The following is a 21,453-nucleotide window of genomic DNA, read 5'->3' on the forward strand; positions in this document are numbered from 1 at the left end:
ATTTGTAGTTCTATATGAGTTTTTCTATTAAGAAGACATTGATTTTTCTATTGCTTTTACCTTTAATATATTTTAACTGTAAGGATGAAAAAGACAAGATTGTAAAAAGAGAGCCTATTAAGAAGCCTTTAGTTATAAATGATGATGAGGCCTTATTAGATTTAGCTCAAAAACAAACTTTCAATTATTTTTGGGATGGCGCGGAGCCTAACTCAGGTCTTGCCCCAGAACGTTTACATATAGACAATGTTTACCCTACATCACCAAAATATACCGTTACTACAGGAGGTAGTGGTTTTGGAATGATGGCTATTTTGGTAGGCGTGAAACGTGGATTTATAACCAGAGAACAGGCGTTAAGGCGTTTTGTTAAGATGGTAGGTTTTCTAGAAAATGCTGATAGATTCCATGGAGCATGGCCACATTGGTTGGATGGGCAAACAGGTAAAATGATGCCCTTTAGCAAAAAAGATAATGGTGGGGATTTGGTAGAAACCGCATTTTTAGTTCAAGGTTTGTTAACAGTTGCCGAATATTTTAAAAACGGCAATGAAGAGGAACAAAAATTAGTAGAAAAAATAGATAAACTTTGGCATGACGTAGAATGGGATTGGTATACCAAAGGTGAAGATGTGTTGTATTGGCATTGGTCACCAGAATACAACTGGGATATGAATTTTCCAGTTGGGGGCTATAACGAATGTTTAATTATGTATGTTTTAGCAGCCTCATCACCTACACATGCTGTAAATGAAGCAGTGTATCATAAAGGTTGGGCTAGAGATGGGGATATTGTTTCTAATGAAACATATTACGGGGAAGATTTAATTCTTGATTATTACGAACACGATAAATCTCCTGTAGGACCTATGTTTTGGGCACATTATTCCTATACCGGATTAAACCCGAAAGGGCTATCAGATACCTATGCAGATTATTGGAAACTCGTTCAAAACCAAGCCAAAATTCATTACAAGCATGCAGTAGCTAATCCAAAAAATTATAAAGGTTATGGAGACAGTATCTGGGGCTTGACATCAAGTTATTCCGTAAAGGGTTATAAAGGACATAGGCCAGATAAAGACCTAGGTGTTATAGCGCCAACAGCGGCACTGTCCTCATTTCCATATACGCCAAAAGAGAGCATGCAAATGTTAAAAAAACTATATAAAGACCATGATAGCCTCATAGGTAAATATGGTCCTTATGATGCATTTAGTTTCGAACATAATTGGTATACGCAAAGATATCTGGCTATAGACCAGGGGCCTATTCCTGTTATGATTGAAAATTATCGTTCCGGAATGTTGTGGAACCTCTTTATGGCAAATAAAGACATCCAAAAAGGACTGAATAAATTAGGATTCACATACTCAAAAGACGAATAAATCTCTATGCTTCGATATTCATTGATATTATTGTGTGTTGTGTGCTTTTCTTGTGGGAAAGATAATGGTCCGGGGTATCAGGAACCTTACATTCCGGGTTCAGATGATGACCCTACTGGGGTAGTGCCATTGAGTGATGAAGACATGATGGATTTAACCCAAAAAGAAACCTTTAAATACTTTTGGGATTTTGCACATTCAAATTCCGGTGCAGCAAAGGAAAGATATCATCCAAATAATCCGACGCTCAATCAAAATGTAGTAACAACAGGAGGCACTGGATTTGGACTCATGAGTATTCTGGTAGGTATAGAGCGTGATTTTATTACAAGAGAACAAGGTGTTTCTAGATTAAGTAAAATAGTAACATTTTTAGAAAACGCAGATCGTTTTCACGGCGCATGGTCGCATTGGATAGATGGTAACTCAGCCAATGCATTACCTTTTAGCGTAAAGGATGATGGGGGCGATTTGGTAGAAACCGCATTTTTGGTACAAGGACTCATTTGTATCAAAGAATATTTCAAAAATGGTTCAGATATAGAAAAAGCTTTGGCACAACAAGCAGACGAACTATGGAAAGGTGTAGAATGGAATTGGTACACCCAGAACCAGGATGTCTTATACTGGCATTGGAGTCCTAATCATGATTTTGATATCAACTTGAAGTTAACAGGCTATAACGAAGTTTTAATCACTTATATTTTAGCCGCAGCTTCACCAGATTATACAATTGATAAAACAGCTTACGAAAAAGGTTGGGCTAATAATGGAGCCATTATTTCCTCAAGTTCGCAGTACGGTTTTCCGTTGGTGCTAAGACATGCTGGTGGCTCCAATTTTGGAGGCCCTCTGTTTTTTAGTCATTATTCATTCTTAGGATTGAACCCTAAAAACTTAACCGATCCATATGGGAATTATTGGAATTTGGTAGTCAACCATACTAAGATCAATCGTCAATACTGTATAGTCAATCCGAAAAACTATATAGATTATGGCGAAGATTGTTGGGGGTTAACAGCAAGTTATTCAAGAAATGCAGACGGTTCAAGAGGGTATTCAGCACATAGTCCTTCAAACGACACAGGGGTGGTGTCTCCAACAGCAGCCATTAGTTCTATACCCTATACACCTACGGAATCTCTTAAAGTGATGCACTATTTATATCAAAATAAAGATAAATTATTAGGACCAGCAGGATTTTACGATGCCTTTAGTCCGCATTATAATTTTTGGGTTACCGAAACCTACCTTGCTATAGATCAGGGGCCTCAAATTATTATGATTGAAAATCATAGAACAGGGTTGTTATGGAACCTATTTATGCAAAATGAAGATGTTAAAAAAGGACTGGATAAATTAGGATTTAATTATTAGGAAGTTATGAAGATTAAATTAATACGATATAATGAGGCTGTCTAAAAAGTATATGAATTGTCATTTTGAGCATTACTGAACTACAAAATACATTTTGTAGTGAAAGTAGCAAGCACAGCTTACTGAAAAATCTCAACTAATTATAATATTTAAGTGTTTAATTTTTAAGAGATTCTTCACTTTAGCCTGTCTTGAGCGACAGTCGAAAGGTTCTGAATGACACTTTTTAAACGCCCCTTTTACAAATAAAAAATACTAAAAAAATGATTAATACTCTAACCAAAGCTTACATTTTTTTACTCATAATGACCGTTTTTAGTTGTCGTACCGATTCTAAAAACGTCGTTAGCAAGGTTTCTAATGAAGCCCCGTTCGACGTTAAAGTCGATTCCTTGATGCGTCTAATGACTTTACAGGAAAAAATTGGCCAAACCGTCATGTATAGTGGCGGTTGGACGGTTACGGGTCCAACAGTGAGTTCCAATAATAAAAAATATATAAAAGAAGGCAATGTTGGAGCCATGCTGAATGTATATTCAGCTAAAGGCACTAGAGATTTGCAAAAACTGGCAGTAGAAGAAACCAGATTGGGTATTCCGTTGTTGTTTGGCTATGATGTTATTCATGGCTTTAGAACCATTTTTCCAATCAATTTAGGATTAGCAGCAAGTTGGGATCTAGAAGATATAGAAAAAGGATCACGCATTGCAGCCGAGGAAGCCTCGGCAGAAGGGATACATTGGACGTTTGCACCTATGGTAGATATAGGGAGAGACCCGCGTTGGGGACGTATCTCAGAGGGCGCAGGTGAAGATGTCTATTTAGGGAGTGAAATTGCAAAAGCATACGTAAAAGGCTTTCAAGGGGACGATTTATCCAAACATAATACGATACTTGCTTGCGCAAAACATTTTGTGGGCTATGGTGCTGCACAGGCTGGTCGTGATTATCATACAGTAAATATGGGCGAGGATGAACTTAGAAATGTATACTTACCACCTTTTGAAGCAACTGTAGAGGCGGGTGTAGAAACATTTATGACGGCTTTTAATGAAGTTAATGGCGTGCCTGCAACAGCAAATAAATTTATTTTTAGAGATATCTTAAGAGATGAATGGAATTTTAATGGTTTTGTGGTTACCGATTATACGGCTATTAACGAATTAGTGCCTCACGGATTTGCAGAAGATGAAAAACATGCCACAAAATTAGCTATTAATGCGGGTATCGATATGGATATGATGAGCAGTGCAAATCGTCTCTATTTAGAAGAATTAGTGAATGAAGGAAGCGTAGATGAGACATTGATTAATGACGCTTGCCGAAGAATTTTGCTGACAAAATATAAACTGGGGTTGTTTGATGATCCCTATAGATACTGCGACGAGCAACGTGAAAAAGAAGTGGTTTATAAACCTGAGTTCTTAGAAGCAGCACGTAAATCTGCAGCGATGTGTTCTGTGTTGTTAAAGAATGAAGGCAAAGGATTGCCTTTAAATAATAGCCAAACAATAGCACTAATAGGGCCATTGGCGAAAGACAAAGAAAATATTATAGGCAATTGGGCGGCGGCTGGCGATAGAAAAGGCAAGGCTATTAGTGTGCATGAAGGAATTCAGGAGTATTTAGGCGATTCAAAAATTATATATGCCAAAGGTTGCGAGATTGAAGGTGATGATAAAAGTGAATTTAATAGAGCTATAAATGCTGCAAAACGAGCAGATAAAGTCGTTATGGTGATGGGAGAAGACTACGATATGAGTGGAGAAGCTGCCAGTAGAACCAATATAAAACTACCCGGACGTCAGACAGATTTAATAAAAGCAATTCGTAAAGCAGTACCCAATAAAAAAATTATATTGGTTTTAATGAATGGTCGTCCGTTGGATCTATCAGAAGAAGACCATTTAGCAGATGCCATTTTAGAAACCTGGTTTCCGGGAACTAGTGGTGGAAGCGGCGTTGCCGATGTGTTGTTTGGAACGTATAATCCATCAGGAAAATTACCAGTAACCTTTCCAAGAACCTTAGGGCAAGTACCTATTTATTATAATATGAAAAATACAGGACGCCCCATTCCTCCCAATAATCCAAAAGAAGATTACAAATCTAATTATATTGATTCGCCCAATACGCCTTTATACCCTTTCGGACATGGGTTGAGCTATACTAATTTCGAATACTCCGATGTTCAATTATCAGCAACCACTATAGGGTCTTCAGATACCTTAACCGCCTCTGTTACTATAACAAATACGGGTGATTACGATGGGTCTGAAGTGGCGCAATTATATGTTCATGATAAAGTAGGAAGTATCACAAGACCAGTAAAAGAACTTAAAGGCTTCGAAAAAATAGTCCTTAAAAAAGGAGAAAGTAAAACAGTGAGTTTTGACTTAACCGTTGAAGATTTAAAGTTTTATAACAATGACACATTTACCGTAGAACCGGGAACATTTGAAATTGCTATAAAAGGCACTTCAGATTTTAATTTTGAACACATATTTACATTAGAATAGCATGGTTGGATATAGCTTAATCTATTTAACATTATTGTAAACTAGTTAATAACAATATTTAGAGTCGGGTATCATTCAGAAGGCTATCGAAAACAAAATATATTTTGTTTGAAGATATAAGCGAAGCTTACGACTGAAGAATCTCTAAAAAATTATCAAAAGGTTCTTCGCTGTGTTCTGAACAAACAGCTCTAGATTAGTTGCTTAAAAAACACGTCAATGGTAGATTGAAGACAAAAAATTATCAAGCGTATAAAATGACGTTATCGAATATGAGTGATTAAATAGTCGGTTTTGTCATTCCTGCGGAGGCAGGAATCCACTCGATAAGATATATGTTTCATATTAAAATAACATGAGTTCGATACAAATTTAGTTTTATTTAAATGAAAATCAGTTAATTATATTCAAATGTCAGGTTGAGTACTTCGGCTATAGTTTATACTGAGCGCAGTCGAAGTACTCAGTATAAACTAAAGTCGAAACCTAATTAAAACAACTGAATTTTTAAAACCTTTCGACTGCGTTCAAGGTGACAAGTTTTATTTTATTGAACTTTTGTCTATTTTTTTATAAATTTTATGTCGAAAACTCACGTTAAAAAACAATGTCTTTAAAATTAAAAAATTATTATAAAAATCATTTTGAAACCTAACAACACATTTAAATTTAGACTTGCCGTATTTCTTTTAATATTGGGGCTGTTCCCAGGTAAAATAAAAGCCCAAACAATTACCATAAATTCTGGGTGGCAGTTTATTTTAGGAGAAAGAACTTCTAACAATTTGGAAACCATCAATATACCGCATACCTGGAATAAAGAGGATGCCTTTGATGAGGTAAAAGGATATTATAGAGGTGTGGGATGGTATAAAAAGCAGCTTTATTTTTCAAAATCAAAAGAAAATTTAATCCATTATCTGTACTTTAAAGGTGTCAATCAAGAAGCAGATGTATATGTTAATGGTAATCATGTAGGCAATCATAAAGGGGGTTACACGGCTTTTAATGTCAATATTTCAAAATGGATACATTATGATGCATATAATTTAATTGAAGTAAAAGTTGATAACAGTCATAATCCTAATATCCCGCCGTTAGATGCAGATTTCACCTTTTACGGTGGCATCTATCGCGACGTACAGCTTATTTCAAAACCAAAACAACATATCTCGTTATCTGATTTTGCTTCAGATGGATACTATATAGATTACTATACTATTTCAGAAGAAAAGGTGGGCATAGAAGTTAAAGTACTGATCGATAATTTTGAAAACAAATTATCAAACAACCATCTAAAAGTGGCCATTCTTGATGCTGAAAATAAAGCGGTATTTAATAAAAGTTTAAAATTTAAAAGTAGTGCAAATGCCTCAGAAGCTATAAATATTAAATTTTCAGAACTATACCATCCAAAATTATGGTCTCCGAACTCACCATATTTATACAAACTACAGCTTCAATTATTAGATGAAGAACAACATGTTTTAGATGAAAAAAGACAACATATAGGCTTTCGATGGGCGCATGTGGATGCCGATAAAGGGTTCTTTTTAAATGGGAAACCAATCAAGCTTATTGGTGTTAATCGTCATCAGGATTATAAAGGCTATGGCAATGCCGTTCCCATGGAGCTTCAGAAAAAGGATATTCAACTTATAAAAGAGATGGGAGCCAATGTGCTTCGAAATGCACATTACCCGCAGTCACGGGAGTTGTACGATATGTGTGATAAACTAGGCATTTTAGTGTGGTCTGAAATTCCCGTAGTTAATAAAATAACAGATACCAAAGCATTTTTTGATGTTAGTTTGAATATGCAAAAGGAACATGTGAAACAATATTATAATCATACATCAGTAGTAATGTTTGGTTATATGAACGAAATCTTTTTAAGATTAGCCTTCGATAATAAATCCACCGAAGTTGAAAAGGAAAACCAGAAAAAAGCTGCCGTCGATTTAGCCAAACAATTAGAGGGATTAACGCGTAAGTTAGCTCCCAATCACATAACAGTTATGGCAGGGCATTTAAACGAATTGTATAATGAAACTGGTATCGCCGATTTACCGATGTTGTTCGGTTGGAACTTATATTTTGGATGGTATGATAAAGACATACCGGATTTAGGTGTTTTTTTAGACGATCAACATAAAAGATACCCCAATAGGTCGCTGTTACTTTCAGAGTATGGACCTGGAGCCGATGTTAGAATTTTTACGAATACACCCAAAAAATTTGATTTCTCCACAGAATATCAAGCCAAATTACATCAATCCTATTACCAGCAAATTATGGAAAGACCTTATATGACAGGGATGACAGCCTGGAATTTTGCCGATTTCGGCTCGGAGTTTCGCGGTGATGCCATACCTCACGTTAATCAAAAAGGCTTAATACAATTTAATCGAGAGCCCAAGGACATATATTATTGGTATAAATCGGTTTTAAACAACAAAGAACCTTTTATACATATCGCCACTACTTATTTGGATGGTTTAACACTGTTTGATAACGACACATACCCCGTTCAAATATATTCAAATCAGAATACAGGTGTGGTTTTTTTAAACGGTGGAAAACTTCAAGATATTTCATTTAAAAATGGTGCTGTAACTGTCGATATACCGTTTGTAAATGGAGCAAACACTATCAAAGTAACGGCAGGACCAATATTCAAAGAAAAAACGACTGACGTGATAAAAACAAAAACTTTAGATTTTGAAATGTTTCCTCGTTTAGGAATTAATATAGGTTCTCATTTTTACTTTGCAGATAAAGAACGTCAAATAACATTCGTTCCAGATCAACCTTATGAAAAAGGCAAGTTTGGTTATATGGATGGCTTCGTTTTTAATCTAAGTGACGATAAACATCAAGGAGTGCCTTACAGCATTAAGAATACAGTTTCAGAACCCTTATTTCAAACCATGTTGGAAGGGTGTACAAATTATAAATTAGATATACCCAATGGCGAGTATAAAATCAGTTTATTTTTTGTAGAACCTCAAATAAAACCCATAGATAATATCTATAATTTGAATGCTGTTGATGAGACTAATGATAATGATAAAGAACAACGCATTTTCGATATTTATTTAAACGATACGTGCATAGAAAATCAGTTTAATATGGCTGAGCAATATCCGGAAAAATATGGCATTGAAAAATCAGCAATAGTTAGAGTTGAAAATAATCAAGGATTAACTATTTCCTTAAAACCGATTGTAGGCAAACCTGTGATAAGTGGTGTTTTAATCGAAAAAATAGATTGAAAAAATAACGTGAGTTCGACATAAAATTTATAAAAAAATAGACAAAAGTTCAATAAAATAAAGCTTGTCACCTTGAGCGCAGTCGAAAGGTTTTAAAAATTCAGTTGTTTTAATTAGGTTTCGACTTTAGTTTATACTGAGTACTTCGACTGCGCTCAGTATAAACTATAGCCGAAGTACTCAACCTGACATTTAAATAAAATTAAAGTTGTATCGAGTTAAATAGATAAAAAATAGCATAAGTAAGATCAGTTCAATTCAATATAAATTTCAGTAAACAATATGTGTTTAAATGTTTGATATTTAGCTATTTGTCATTTCGACAGAGCGAGGAACGAGTGACGAGAAATCTCAAAAGGGAGGACAATTTCGATTTTATCGAAATTAGAAAGGTTTAAATAGCATCACTCTAAAACAAAAAGTCCGAAAAAATAAATTTTAAAAATGATATTAATACATCTAAATCTTAAATCATTTATCATATGCTTGTGCATCAGCAATTTTATTTGGTCTCAGAACAAAACGACTTATACCTATGCGATTAAAGATTCAGATACCTTGAAAATGGATGTATATACACCAAAAAGTATGAAGACCAATGACAGACTCCCCGTCGTTTTATGGATGCACGGAGGCGGATTTGCAGGTGGTAAACGTGATAACCCCGATGAGGTTAAAATGATGAAAAGCTTAACCAAACAAGGTTATATAGGTATTTCGATGTCATACAGATTGCTATTAAAAAACTCAAAAACAGGTTCAGGTTGTGATTGTCCGAAAACCTTAAAATTGGATATTTTTAGGCAAGCAGCTATCGATTATCTTGACGCTGCTAAATATGTTGTAGAGCACAAAGCAAGACTTAAAATAGATCCAACCAAAATCATAGCTGGTGGTAGTAGCGCTGGTGCTGAGGGGGTTTTAAATGCGGTATACTTAAGAAACTTTTTTGTCGATGATGTTTCAACATATAAAGATGTGAACTTTGCAGGAGTTATTTCGCTTGCAGGTGCTTTGGTTAATTCAGATTATATCTCAAAACAAAATGCAGTACCCACAGTGCTGTTTCATGGAACCGATGATAATTTGGTGCCTTGTGGAAAAGCACCACATCATTATTGCACATCAGATAAGTTGGGTTATATGATTTTGGATGGTTCCGAAGTTATTACAGATACATTGGATAATTTGGGAGTTTCTTATTATTTCTACAAAGTAGTGGGCGGTAAGCACGAACTGTGTCAAATTCCCTTTGACCAATTAGATACGATACTTGATTTTTTCAATCAAACCATTCAATATAAAGAAACCATTCAAACAAAAAGGATTATAACTAAAACCCCATGAAAAAACTAATATATATTGTTTTAATAGCTACTGTATGTCAATCCTGTAAAGGAGAAAAAAAAGAAGTTCAGATTGGTAGTGCAAAAGTAAGGCCCAATATTATTTTCATTATGGCAGATGACCATGCCACTCAAGCCATAAGTGCTTATGGGCATCCTATTAGTCAATTAGCACCCACACCAAATATTGATAGAATCGCTGATGAAGGTGCTATTTTTAAAAATAATTTCTGTACCAATTCTATTTGTGGCCCCAGTCGCGCCGTCATTTTAACCGGAAAACATAGTCATGTTAATGGTTTTAGAATGAATGGTGATCGTTTTGATGGCAACCAACAAACCTTTCCAAAACTATTGCAAAAAGCAGGTTATAAAACGGCTATGTTTGGTAAATGGCATTTGCATGGGCTTCCACAGGGATTTGACTATTGGAATATTCTGCAAGACCAGGGCAACTATTATAATCCCAATTTTATTTCTATTAATACACAAACCCAAAAAATAGATACCACAATGGTAAAGGGCTATGCGACTGATATTGTAACCGAAGACGCGATTAGGTATCTGGATGAAATTAAAGATGCCGAAACACCTTTTATGCTCATGGTACAGCACAAAGCACCTCACAGAAACTGGATGCCGGCATTACGACATGCCAATAAATATGATACAGTTAAATTTCCAGTGCCCGAGACTTATTTTACGAACCATGAAGGATCAACAGCTTCAAAAGAGCAATACCAAACCATTTATAGGGATATGTACGAAGGACATGATTTAAAAATGACCAGGAAAAAAGGGAGCCTGGAATTGGCACACAATCCGTGGACCACAGATTTTGAGCGTATGACAGCGGAACAACGAGCTGCCTGGGACAAAGCCTATCAACCAAAAAATGATGCCTTTCATAGTGCCAGCTTATCTGGAAAGGATTTGGACCTGTGGAAGTTACAACGTTATTTACAAGATTATATGGCGACTATAGCAGCGGTAGATGAAGGTGTGGGACGTATTTTGGATTATTTAAAAGCTAACGGTTTAGAAGAAAATACTATAGTGGTTTACACCACAGACCAAGGCTTTTATTTAGGCGAAAAGGGTTGGTTTGATAAACGATTTATGTATGAGGAGTCTTTGGGAATGCCTATGCTTATGAAATATCCGGGAGTCATTAAACCGGGAACAGAAATAACAGCATTAACTCAAAACTTAGATTTTGCCGAGACTTTTTTGGATTTTGCTAGTGTTGACATCCCCAGGGATATGCAAGGGAAATCGTTAAAACCATTAGTTACTAGTGGGATTGAAGGTGATGACTTTCGAGAAGCTATCTATTATCATTATTACGATTTCCCTGCATTTCATATGGTAAAGAAAATGTGTGGAGTCCGTACAAAACGGTATAAGTTGATTCATGTGTACGATGATATAGATGAGTGGGAATTATACGATTTAGAAAAAGACCCGAACGAAACCCAAAATTTAATTGATAATGATAACTACAACGGTATAGAAGAAAAACTACGGAAGAAGCTAAAAGAGTTGCAATGGGAATATCAAGTCACAGAGAAAGAATTTGAACATGCCTCTCCCGAATCTATTAAGAAAGCCTATGAAAATTTTGAAAGATTGAGAGGGAAACCCATGAAAGCCTATACCCATTAATTAACATGGCAGCTATGGAGCACCCACAAATAATAATGGTGTTCATAAAATTGTTAAAACATGGATTGGAGGATTTGTAGGGGTATAAAAAGGGCAAAAGTGTGAAGTATTGAGAAATATTCCAGATGCACTAGGGCAATCAGATTTAAATATAAACAATGTAATGAAAATGAAAAACATGAATAGAAGGTAAATGGTCTCTATATAAATTCAGTAGCAAAATCAAATTATTGATGAGCGCTTGGCAGAGGAGCATTGCCTAGCGCAGCGGTTGCAATGTGCAAGAGAGATCAATAATGTCGATTTTCAATGAATTTGTATAAAGCCTAGCCTTTTTTGTTTCTTTTTTTGGGTAATGCAAAAAAGATATATAAAAAGAAGAATTCAATGTATAAAATGAGAATGTTTCTTAAAAAAAGATGTAGGTACAAGCAGCAGCCAGTAGGCGTGCTCCTCATAGGCTTCGCTTTGTATCTTCAAACAAAACACATTTTGTTCTCGATAATGTTCGGAATGAGATTATTCATTATAAAAAATAATATTAAATAAATGAATTTCAAGTGTTTGTCATTTCGACAGAGCGAAGCATGAGCGAGGAGAAATCTCATAAAGATGGGATTCCTCCTCAATAGCTACGCTATATACGTTCAAGTAAAATATATTTTACTCTCCGTAGCGTTCGGAATGACATAGTTTCTTTATTAAAATAATTAAACAACTGATTGTTAAGTTTTAATATATCGAGCTCACGTTAATTAAATATTTACAAGGTTTTAAACACAAACACCAAATTATATCAAACACAAGTTGATTATGACCAGATTCGTTTTTAATATAATATGTATAATGAGCACCTGTTTCTTTTGTTTTCAGTCCTGTAACGAAAAAACAAAAAGCCATAAGGTTGGAAATATCTCTAATAATAAAGAAATCTCCGAAAATACAAAAAAGCATTATAAGACTTATTGTAACCCTATTGATATAGATTATTCATATATGTCACACTATCGTGCCAGAAATAATGTGTCTTACCGCTCGGGTGCTGATCCAGCTGTAGTGAATTTCAAGGGAAGGTACTACATGTTCGTTACCAGATCCCATGGATATTGGGCATCAGATGATATGAGCAACTGGACATTTATAAAACCTCAGAGTTGGTATTTTAATGGTAGTAATGCGCCAGCGGTGGCAGTTAAAGGTGATAAGGTCATCGTTTTAGGAGATCCATCAGGTCGAGGTGCCGTAATTGAAACAGACAATCCGGAATTAGGTGATTGGAAAACAAATTATGCCGTTGTGAGTGTGCCTCATGGCGTGCAAGACCCAAACCTTTTTGTGGATGATGATGGAAGCGTCTATCTCTACGAAGAATCATCGAACAAATGGCCGATAAGAGGTGTGGAGTTAGACCCTTTGAATCATTATATTCCTTTAGGAAAACAGATCGATTTATTCAATCTAAATCCAGATAAACATGGATGGGAACGTTTTGGACAGGATCATAATTCCGATATCAAGCCATTCATTGAAGGCCCATGGATGATGAAGCATAATGGCACCTATTATTTGGAGTATGGTGCTCCCGGAACACAATGGAATGTGTATGCAGATGGTGTCTATACTGCTAAAAGCCCACTCGGACCTTTTGAATATGCTGCCTATAATCCCATTTCCTACAAACCGGGCGGTTTTTTAAAAGGCTCTGGCCATGGAAGTACAGTGAAAGACAATAATGGTAATTACTGGCATTTTTCCACAATGGCCATATCTGTAAATTTTAAATTCGAAAGACGTTTAGGGATGTACCCAGCAGGCTTTGAGGCAGACGGACAAATGTATGTGAATACGGCCTATGGCGATTACCCACACTATTTACCAGATTCGGATGTAGATAATCATAAACAACGATTTACCGGTTGGATGCTCTTGTCGTATAAAAAACCAGTCACTACAAATTCTGGATTGGTTCAAAAAGATATTAATGTGGTTGATGAAAGCGATAAAGGCTATATGCAAGAACAAATAAAGGATTTTAGTATAAAAAGTATTAATGATGAAGAAATACGCTCGTATTGGGTTTCCGAAGCCAATCATGATTCCATTTATGTGACGGTCGATTTGCTTAAAACCATGGAAGTTAAAGCCATTCAAATTAATTTTCAGGACTTTAATGCAGGGATTTTCGGAAGGCCAGAAAGTATGAAACAACAATTTGTTATTGAAAGCTCTGCAGACGGTAAAATATGGAAAACGGTAATTGATTATTCTAAAAATGAAAAAGATATGCCACATGCCTATCTTGAACTGGAAAGACCTGTGAATGCACGATTTATTAGATACAATCATGTGTATTGCTATAATAAGCATTTAGCCATTTCGGAATTTAGAGTGTTTGGAAACGGTCGTGGAATACCACCCGAAGCACCATCAAATTTTATGGCTTCAAGGCAATCCGACAGAAGAAATACAGACCTCACATGGAATCCCGTTAAAGGAGCTACGGGCTATGTTGTTTATTGGGGTATTTCAAAAGATAAGCTTAACCTGTCTGCATTCATGTACGATACGTCCAATTACGAATTACGAGCCTTAAACACCAATACAAGCTACTATTACCAGGTAGAAGCATTTAATGAAAATGGAATTTCAAAGAAAAGCGACATTTTATTTACTAATTAATCAATTAACTATGAAACAATTAATAGCAGTTATTCTTTTTGTGGCTTTAATAATAAGCTGTGCCCCAGAGAAGTCTAGGGCATCTATTATGTTACAATCCCCAGATACAAACGTAAAGCTCAACTTTTTTATGTCAAATAAACAGGAGTTATCTTATATGGTGAGCTATAAAAACGAAACAATTATTGATTCTTCTAAGTTAGGATTTGAACTGAAAGATACACCACCGCTAAGTAGAAATTTTAAAATTATAAATGTGGAGGAGTCGACCTCAGATGAAACATGGGATATGATCTGGGGCGAAGATACCCAGGTACGGAATCATTATAACACTTTGAAAGTTGAACTCGAAGAAACTTCCGAATTAAAAAGAAGGCTAAATATCATTTTTAAAGTTTATGATGACGGTCTTGGATTCCGATATGAATTTCCTAAGCAAAAACATTTAAAGGATGTCGTAATTATAGACGAAAATACCGAATTCAATTTAACCGCAGACCATAAAGTCTGGTGGATTCCAGGAGATTGGGATATTTACGAATATGTATACAATACCACAAGGTTTTCAGAAATAAACGCTTTAAAATATTATAAACCTAATACCCATTTAGGACAAACGTATGTGCCGGAAAATGGGGTGAATACACCAGTCACGATGAAGACAAATTCAGGGGTATACCTAAGTTTCCATGAAGCCGATTTAACCAATTATGCGGGAATGACCTTAGCAGTTGATACCCTAAATTTAAAAATGAAAAGTGAGTTGGTAGGTAACAGCGAAAATATAAAAGTAAAACGGCAAACACCTTTTGAAACACCTTGGCGTACCGTTCAAATAGCTGATAAACCTGGTGACCTAATAGAGTCTAAATTGATTGTAAATTTAAACGACCCGGGAGTTGTTGATGGCCTACCTTATTTTAAACCCATGAAATATGCAGGTATATGGTGGGATATGCATATTGGTACAGGGAGTTGGGACTATTCAGGAACATACCATGCAGCAAACACCAAATATGCAAAAGACATGATTGATTTTGCTTCGGAACACAACATTGATGGCATGTTGGTAGAAGGCTGGAACATTGGTTGGGAAAAATGGTGGGATAAAAAGAACAAAAAAGTACATTTTGATTTTGTAACACCTTATCCGGATTACGATTTAGAAGCAGTAGTACGTTATGGGAAATCAAAAGGCGTGGAATTAATGATGCATCATGAAACTTCGGCAGATATTGTGCTTTATGAAAAACAATTGGACACCGCATTTGCTTTAATGAAATCCTTAGGCATTCACTCCGTAAAAACAGGATATGTTGGTAGTGTTATTCCAGAGGGTGAATATCATCATGGACAATATATGGTAAACCATTATCAAAAAGTATTGGAAAAGGGATTGGAAACACAAGTAGCAATTAATGCGCACGAGCCCATTAAACCAACTGGAAAACGACGTACATATCCGGTAGCGATTGCTCGAGAAGGTGTGAGAGGACAAGAGTACAATGCATGGTCTAAAGATGGGGGCAATCCGCCAGAACATTTAACCATTGTGCCATTCACAAGAATGTTGGGAGGTCCTGTAGATTATACACCTGGTATTTTTAATACGTCATTAAAGCCTTATAAGGAAGACAATCAAATAAATACAACTTTGGCACATCAATTGGCGCTTTATGTTGTGTTATATAGCCCAGTACAAATGGTTCCGGATTTAATAAAGCATTATCAAGAACATCCGGCAATGCAATTTATTAAAGATGTTGGTGTAGATTGGAATACTTCTAAAGTTTTAGATGCCGAAATAGGAGAATTTATAACAGTAGCTCGTCAAGAAAAAGGTACGAATAATTGGTTTTTGGGTTCGATTACAGATGAAAATAAGAGAACCATACAGGTAAAGCTGGACTTTTTAGATGCCGGTAAAACCTATATGGCAAGATTATATAAAGATAGATCAGATTCACATTATATGAATAATCCTGAAGTTTACGACATTGAAGAAAAAGAAGTGAATAATCATAGTGTTTTGGAACTTCATTTGGCTGAAGGAGGTGGGTGTGCCGTATCTTTGATGCCGAAATTATAACTAACCTCAGTTCAATGTAAACTTTTTAACTAAATAGATGTTAAATGATTGGTTATTATGTTTTTTGTCATTTCGACAGAACGAGGAACGAGTGACGAGAAATCTCAAAAGAATGAAATTAATTATGAAGCAATTAAGCTGTTTAATAGCCCTATTTTTTAGCCTAGGTGTTCTGTTTGGACAAGAGACCACTAAAGTCATGACCTACAACATCAAATTAGATTACCCAAAAGAAGGAAAACACAGTTGGAACCACCGCAAGGACTTGATAACCGGACAGATTAATTTCTACGAACCACATGTTTTTGGAGTGCAGGAAGCATTACCAAATCAAATGCAATATTTGGATAGTACACTTGTAAGTTATAACTACGTAGGCGTAGGGCGTGACGATGGAAAAAATTCAGGAGAATATTCAGCCATATTTTATAAAAAAGCATCGTTTGAGGTTATTGAAAGTAGCACATTTTGGTTGTCTGAAACACCAGAAAAAGTATCTATGGGCTGGGACGCGGTTTGTAATAGAGTGTGTACGTATGCACTTTTTAAGAGCAAAAAAACAAATCAGCATTTTTGGGTGTTTAACACACACTTCGACCATGTTGGGAAGCAGGCAAAAAAAGAAAGCCCAAAATTGATTCTTCAAAAAATAAAGGAATTAAATTCTAAAAATTACCCAGCTATCTTGATGGGTGACTTTAATTTAAAACCAGAAACCGAAAGCATTCAATTCATAAAAAAACATTTTAATGACTCTAAAGAAATTTCAGAAACCCTCCCTTTTGGCCCATCAGGAACATTTAATGGTTTTCATTTTGATAAACCAGTAACGCATAGAATAGATTATATTTTTGTCAGCAAAAAAACTATTAAAGTTAGCAAATATGCCGTGTTAAGCGATTCTAAAGACTGTAAATATCCGTCAGATCACTTACCAGTTTTTGTCTTTCTTAAATTTTAGTTGATTTTCTATTAATGTAATCGAAAAGAATTCTCCGAGGCTTGTCTCGGATCCAATGTCATTAAGTTAAGGGATTTTGCTCCTTTTTTGTCACCTTGAGCGAAGTCGAAATGCTAATAAAAACTAGAACTCCAATAGGTCTTCGACTGCGCTCAGACTGACATTACAGCCTTAACTTAATGACATTGACCCCGACCCTTCGTAAGAGGCTCGAGCGTTAAAGAAACAGTCTGGTAGACTGTTTTAGCGAAGGAGCCAGATCGCGTAAGGGGAAAAGCTTCGAAACCCAGGAGCATAGCATTGGATGGCGCATTGGCGAGACGTCGAAGTTTTGTGCTTGGTTCTTCTCGAGCGTAAGAGAGAGAAGAAATTCCTATCGAAGGGGCGTCTTTTCTTTTGTTACTTTTCTTTGGACGCGCAAAGAAAAGTAAATAATAAATCTTTTTTAAAGATGCAGGTACACTTAGCTGTTGGTTTACCAAGCGAAAGGCATGGCAAACAGGAACGGGAATCTAAATAACAGAATTTAGATTTTAGAACCGAAAGTTCAAAGCCTTGTAGGCAACTTGATTGGGTATGAAACGAGCGAAATACCCCTACGGTTTGCCTCTGGGATAGTTCGTTTCAAGAAATTCTTTAATCTAAAGATTCTCCGACCTTTTTGGTCGGGGTTTCCCATTCACCTCTCCTTCGGAGAGGCCAGAACTGCCTTTTTTGGCAGTTCTGGGAGAGGAAAAACAAAGCGAGTTTGATTTAAAAGCAAGTTTACACATAAGTATAAAATTACTCATATTGGTATGAGTCACTTTGAGTACTTCGACTTTAGTTTGTCCTGAAATCAGTAGAATTAATCAGCATAAACTAAAGTTGAAAGGCACAATCTGACACGAAAATATAAATGATTGATTTTTAGTTTAATATACTTATTGTTATATTTAACTCACGTTAAAATAAAAAGAAACACTATTTATTTGTGAGAAATTCATTATATTTATTTTAAAATAATACTCTAATTATTTAGTTTTTAGGATAAAATTATATTCTTAGATCATGCATTCATAACAATTAGAAAATAATATAAATGACTATAAATGAAATTATATAAATATAAAGAACATTTTCTTTTTATTTTTGTAATTATTTGGATATAAATTAGTTTACACAAAAACAAGGTTAGTTTTATTGATTAATCACAGATTGTTTTTTATTAAAGACATACGGTCTCTTGGAAATAGAATCGCCTTACTTTTTTATGAAATTAATAAATAATTACGTACATTTTTACAGGATTAGTAGAAAATTACTTAGTTTTATCGAATTATTATCTCTAACAAAGCCATGAGGGGAGGCAAGGACGAACTTACATTAGAAACTTACAAGAAACTTTTTGAGGATTTATATCCACAACTGTGTGTGTTTGCATATAAGTATCTTAATGATTTGGACCTCTCAAAAGATACCGTTCAGGAAGTATTTGTCAAAGTCTGGGAAGATAAAATCACGTTTCAAAACGAAAACCATGCCACAGGCTTTTTTTATAAAGCCGTAAAAAATAAATGTCTCAATTATTTAAAAAGTAAACAGTATAAAGTTACTGAGCGTTACGAGCTTGCAAATTTGGAGGTTTATGACACTGAAGAGTACTACATCTCTGAAGCTGTTGCTATAGAAACCACCGCAGTTATAGAAAAAGCCATCAATAAATTGCCCGAAAAAGCAGCACAGGTTATTAGATTAAGTATCGAGGACTATACAAATAATCAGATAGCGGACGAATTGTCCATATCTATCAATACAGTCAAAGATCATAAAAAGATAGCCTACCGTAAATTAAGAGATTTTCTTAGTTTTTTAACAAAAAAATAATTTTGTTACATGATACCACCCACTTTTTCTTTTTTTTGTATTAATCATATAGCCTAAAACATTGCAATGGGTAATTCCAGTAAAATAAAATCACTTTCAAAAAAAATAGCAGCCTCGCTAATAAAGAATGAAATGCCTAACGATTTAGAGACGTCTGAGATTTTTGATGCCAAAACGAAAGCACAGATGTTATCAGAAATAAAATCGGGTAAGTATTCAGATCTTTTAAAAGAAATTGATACAGAAAAAGATTGGAAGATTCTAGAAAGAAAAATACAGCAGCAAACTAGAAAATCATTCAAGTTCTGGTATTATGGTGCTGCAGCTACTGTTGCACTGTTAATTACTATAGGTTTCGTTTTTAATAAAACAAATCAAGATCAAGACTTTGATGAACCGATTATAGTAAATAATAATATTAAAATAGGAACAGATAAAGCAACCTTAACACTTGAAGACGGATCGGATGTTATTCTTGAAAAAGGACAAGTTTATGAATCAAACCATGTTGCCAGTAATGGCGAGGAGTTAGTATACAAAACTAGTAAGCAGAAGCAAACAACGGATAACTATAATATATTAACAATACCAAGAGGCGGACAATTCTATATTTTATTGTCTGATGGCACAAAAGTATGGTTGAATTCCGAATCTCAATTAAAATACCCTATAGCATTTACTGAGGGAAAAACGCGTCAGGTGGAATTAGTCTACGGCGAAGCTTATTTTGATGTGTCACCAAATACGGAACATAAAGGTGCTAAATTTAAAGTATTTAACAGATCTCAAGAAGTAGAAGTATTAGGAACCGAATTCAATATAAAAGCCTATAAAGACGACACTAATATTAGTACACTATTGGTAGAAGGTAAAGTGTCGGTAAGTACAGCAGTTGAAAATCAGGTGCTAGTACCAAACCAACAATCAACTCTTAATCTAGAAACTAATAAAATAAGTATAACTACGGTTGCTGATGTTTACAACGAAACGGCATGGAGAGACGGTATTTTTAGTTTTGAAAACAAACCTTTAAAGGAGATTTTTAAAGTCTTGTCCCGTTGGTATGATATGGATGTGATTATTGAAAATAAAGTGAAAACAGAAGAGCGTTTTATTGGGACATTCAATAAAAGTAACAGCATTGAAGATATATTAATAGCTATTAAGAGTACAAATTTTATTAATAGTTATGAAATAAACGATAAAACACTAACCATTAAATAAATATTCAAACTTAAAGGAACAAATAGTTGGTTGGTGTAATTTTGTTAGAGTTCTTAAACTAATAATGTGTTATAAATAAATTGCGTTTGAATGTTAATTTGAAACTTGCTAATAGACATTATAATTGTCAGTTTGTAGTTTTTCTCTCCGATTAACATGATTTAGAAATAAAAAATAATTTCATTTGTCATGTCGACAACAGGGACATCTCATATGGGCAACTAATATATTGAATAATTTGACTATCAATGTAAAGAAATTGTTTTCTCGGCAATTTTAATGAATACCATATATAATCAAAATATAACGGTGTAATCTCATAAAGGGAACAAGTATGGTTTTAAGATTAATTAGGTTAGAGTAGTTAAGAAAATAAACCATCTGTTCCCTTTTTTATAAAATAGGATGAGTAGTATTTACTTGTTTGAAAAAATAAAAGATTAAAGATCATTTTAGTGAATTACTAAGGTTAATAGTTATTTAAAAAATATTGAAAAAGCAATGTTAAAAACGAAGAGCGGAATGTAAAGAAATAGTCCAGTTGACTATTTTAATGAATGAGCCAGCTGGCGTGTTGGCATAGAGTTAATGCGTTTAATAAAAAAAACTTAAAGAAGATGCAATGTCAAAAAGGGAACCTGTATGGTTTTAAGATTAATTAGGTTAGAGTAGTTAAAAGTTAAAAACCACCTGTTTCCTTTTATACAGTAAGTAGAATGATTAAATAAAACGGAAACAAAAGTTATTGAAAAAAAAAATAGAATATAATAGCCCTAAATACCATATCGGTTGTTTTTTGAATTAGTCACTCCAAAGACAACATTTTCATGTAAAGTACGGGCAATCGATATCATAGTTCGGTTGTCCATATTTTTTAATCGAAAGGTGTCATTCAGAATGAAATGAAGAATCTATATAAGGTTAAGTGATTGAATATTAAATTGCTGATGTTTTTGGCTTTAGTTTATAAGTAGCTTTTTCGAATGCGTTTAAGGGCTATGTCGAAGTACTCAAAATGACAATTTATAGACTTTTTGAACACCCTATTTTCATCGCCGATGTAA

Annotated in this window: 11 protein-coding genes; all 11 read left to right on the plus strand. The window is 34.8% G+C overall.

Annotated features, from left to right (window positions below; all coding sequences use genetic code 11):
• Nucleotides 1-14 precede the first annotated feature (14 nt).
• Complete coding sequence (locus EM932_RS12435; RefSeq protein WP_135877520.1) at nt 15-1,388, plus strand: glucoamylase family protein; 1,374 nt, start codon at nt 15-17, stop codon at nt 1,386-1,388.
• Nucleotides 1,389-1,394: 6 nt separating this feature from the next.
• Nucleotides 1,395-2,765 carry a glucoamylase family protein gene (locus EM932_RS12440; RefSeq protein ID WP_135877521.1) on the plus strand — a complete coding sequence of 457 codons (1,371 nt, stop codon included), beginning with the start codon at nt 1,395-1,397 and terminating at the stop codon, nt 2,763-2,765.
• Nucleotides 2,766-3,028: 263 nt separating this feature from the next.
• Nucleotides 3,029-5,284 carry a glycoside hydrolase family 3 N-terminal domain-containing protein gene (locus EM932_RS12445; RefSeq protein ID WP_135877522.1) on the plus strand — a complete coding sequence of 752 codons (2,256 nt, stop codon included), beginning with the start codon at nt 3,029-3,031 and terminating at the stop codon, nt 5,282-5,284.
• A gap of 644 nt (nt 5,285-5,928) precedes the next feature.
• Nucleotides 5,929-8,559, plus strand: coding sequence for a glycoside hydrolase family 2 TIM barrel-domain containing protein (locus tag EM932_RS12450; protein ID WP_135877523.1), 2,631 nt, complete (start codon nt 5,929-5,931; stop codon nt 8,557-8,559).
• A gap of 444 nt (nt 8,560-9,003) precedes the next feature.
• Nucleotides 9,004-9,906, plus strand: a complete 903-nt coding sequence (locus EM932_RS12455) for an alpha/beta hydrolase (RefSeq protein WP_135877524.1) — start codon at nt 9,004-9,006, stop codon at nt 9,904-9,906.
• Complete coding sequence (locus EM932_RS12460) at nt 9,903-11,570, plus strand: sulfatase family protein (RefSeq protein WP_135877525.1); 1,668 nt, start codon at nt 9,903-9,905, stop codon at nt 11,568-11,570. Before EM932_RS12455 ends, EM932_RS12460 begins: the two co-directional genes overlap by 4 nt.
• Nucleotides 11,571-12,416: 846 nt before the next feature.
• Nucleotides 12,417-14,249, plus strand: a complete 1,833-nt coding sequence (locus EM932_RS12465) for a family 43 glycosylhydrolase (RefSeq protein ID WP_135877526.1) — start codon at nt 12,417-12,419, stop codon at nt 14,247-14,249.
• A 10-nt stretch (nt 14,250-14,259) separates the two neighbouring features.
• Nucleotides 14,260-16,338: a glycoside hydrolase family 97 protein gene (locus tag EM932_RS12470; protein WP_135877527.1), complete on the plus strand. Its 2,079-nt coding sequence runs from the start codon at nt 14,260-14,262 to the stop codon at nt 16,336-16,338.
• Nucleotides 16,339-16,450: 112 nt separating this feature from the next.
• Nucleotides 16,451-17,299, plus strand: a complete 849-nt coding sequence (locus EM932_RS12475) for an endonuclease/exonuclease/phosphatase family protein (RefSeq protein ID WP_246041046.1) — start codon at nt 16,451-16,453, stop codon at nt 17,297-17,299.
• A gap of 1,338 nt (nt 17,300-18,637) precedes the next feature.
• On the plus strand, nt 18,638-19,165 hold the full coding sequence (locus EM932_RS12480; RefSeq protein WP_135877528.1) for an RNA polymerase sigma-70 factor: 528 nt from the start codon (nt 18,638-18,640) through the stop codon (nt 19,163-19,165).
• A 66-nt stretch (nt 19,166-19,231) separates the two neighbouring features.
• Entirely contained in the window at nt 19,232-20,389 is a 1,158-nt protein-coding gene (locus tag EM932_RS12485) for a FecR family protein (protein ID WP_135877529.1), read from the plus strand.
• Nucleotides 20,390-21,453 lie beyond the last annotated feature (1,064 nt).

This window comes from Flavivirga rizhaonensis, assembly GCF_004791695.1.
GTDB classification, from domain to species: domain Bacteria; phylum Bacteroidota; class Bacteroidia; order Flavobacteriales; family Flavobacteriaceae; genus Flavivirga; species Flavivirga rizhaonensis.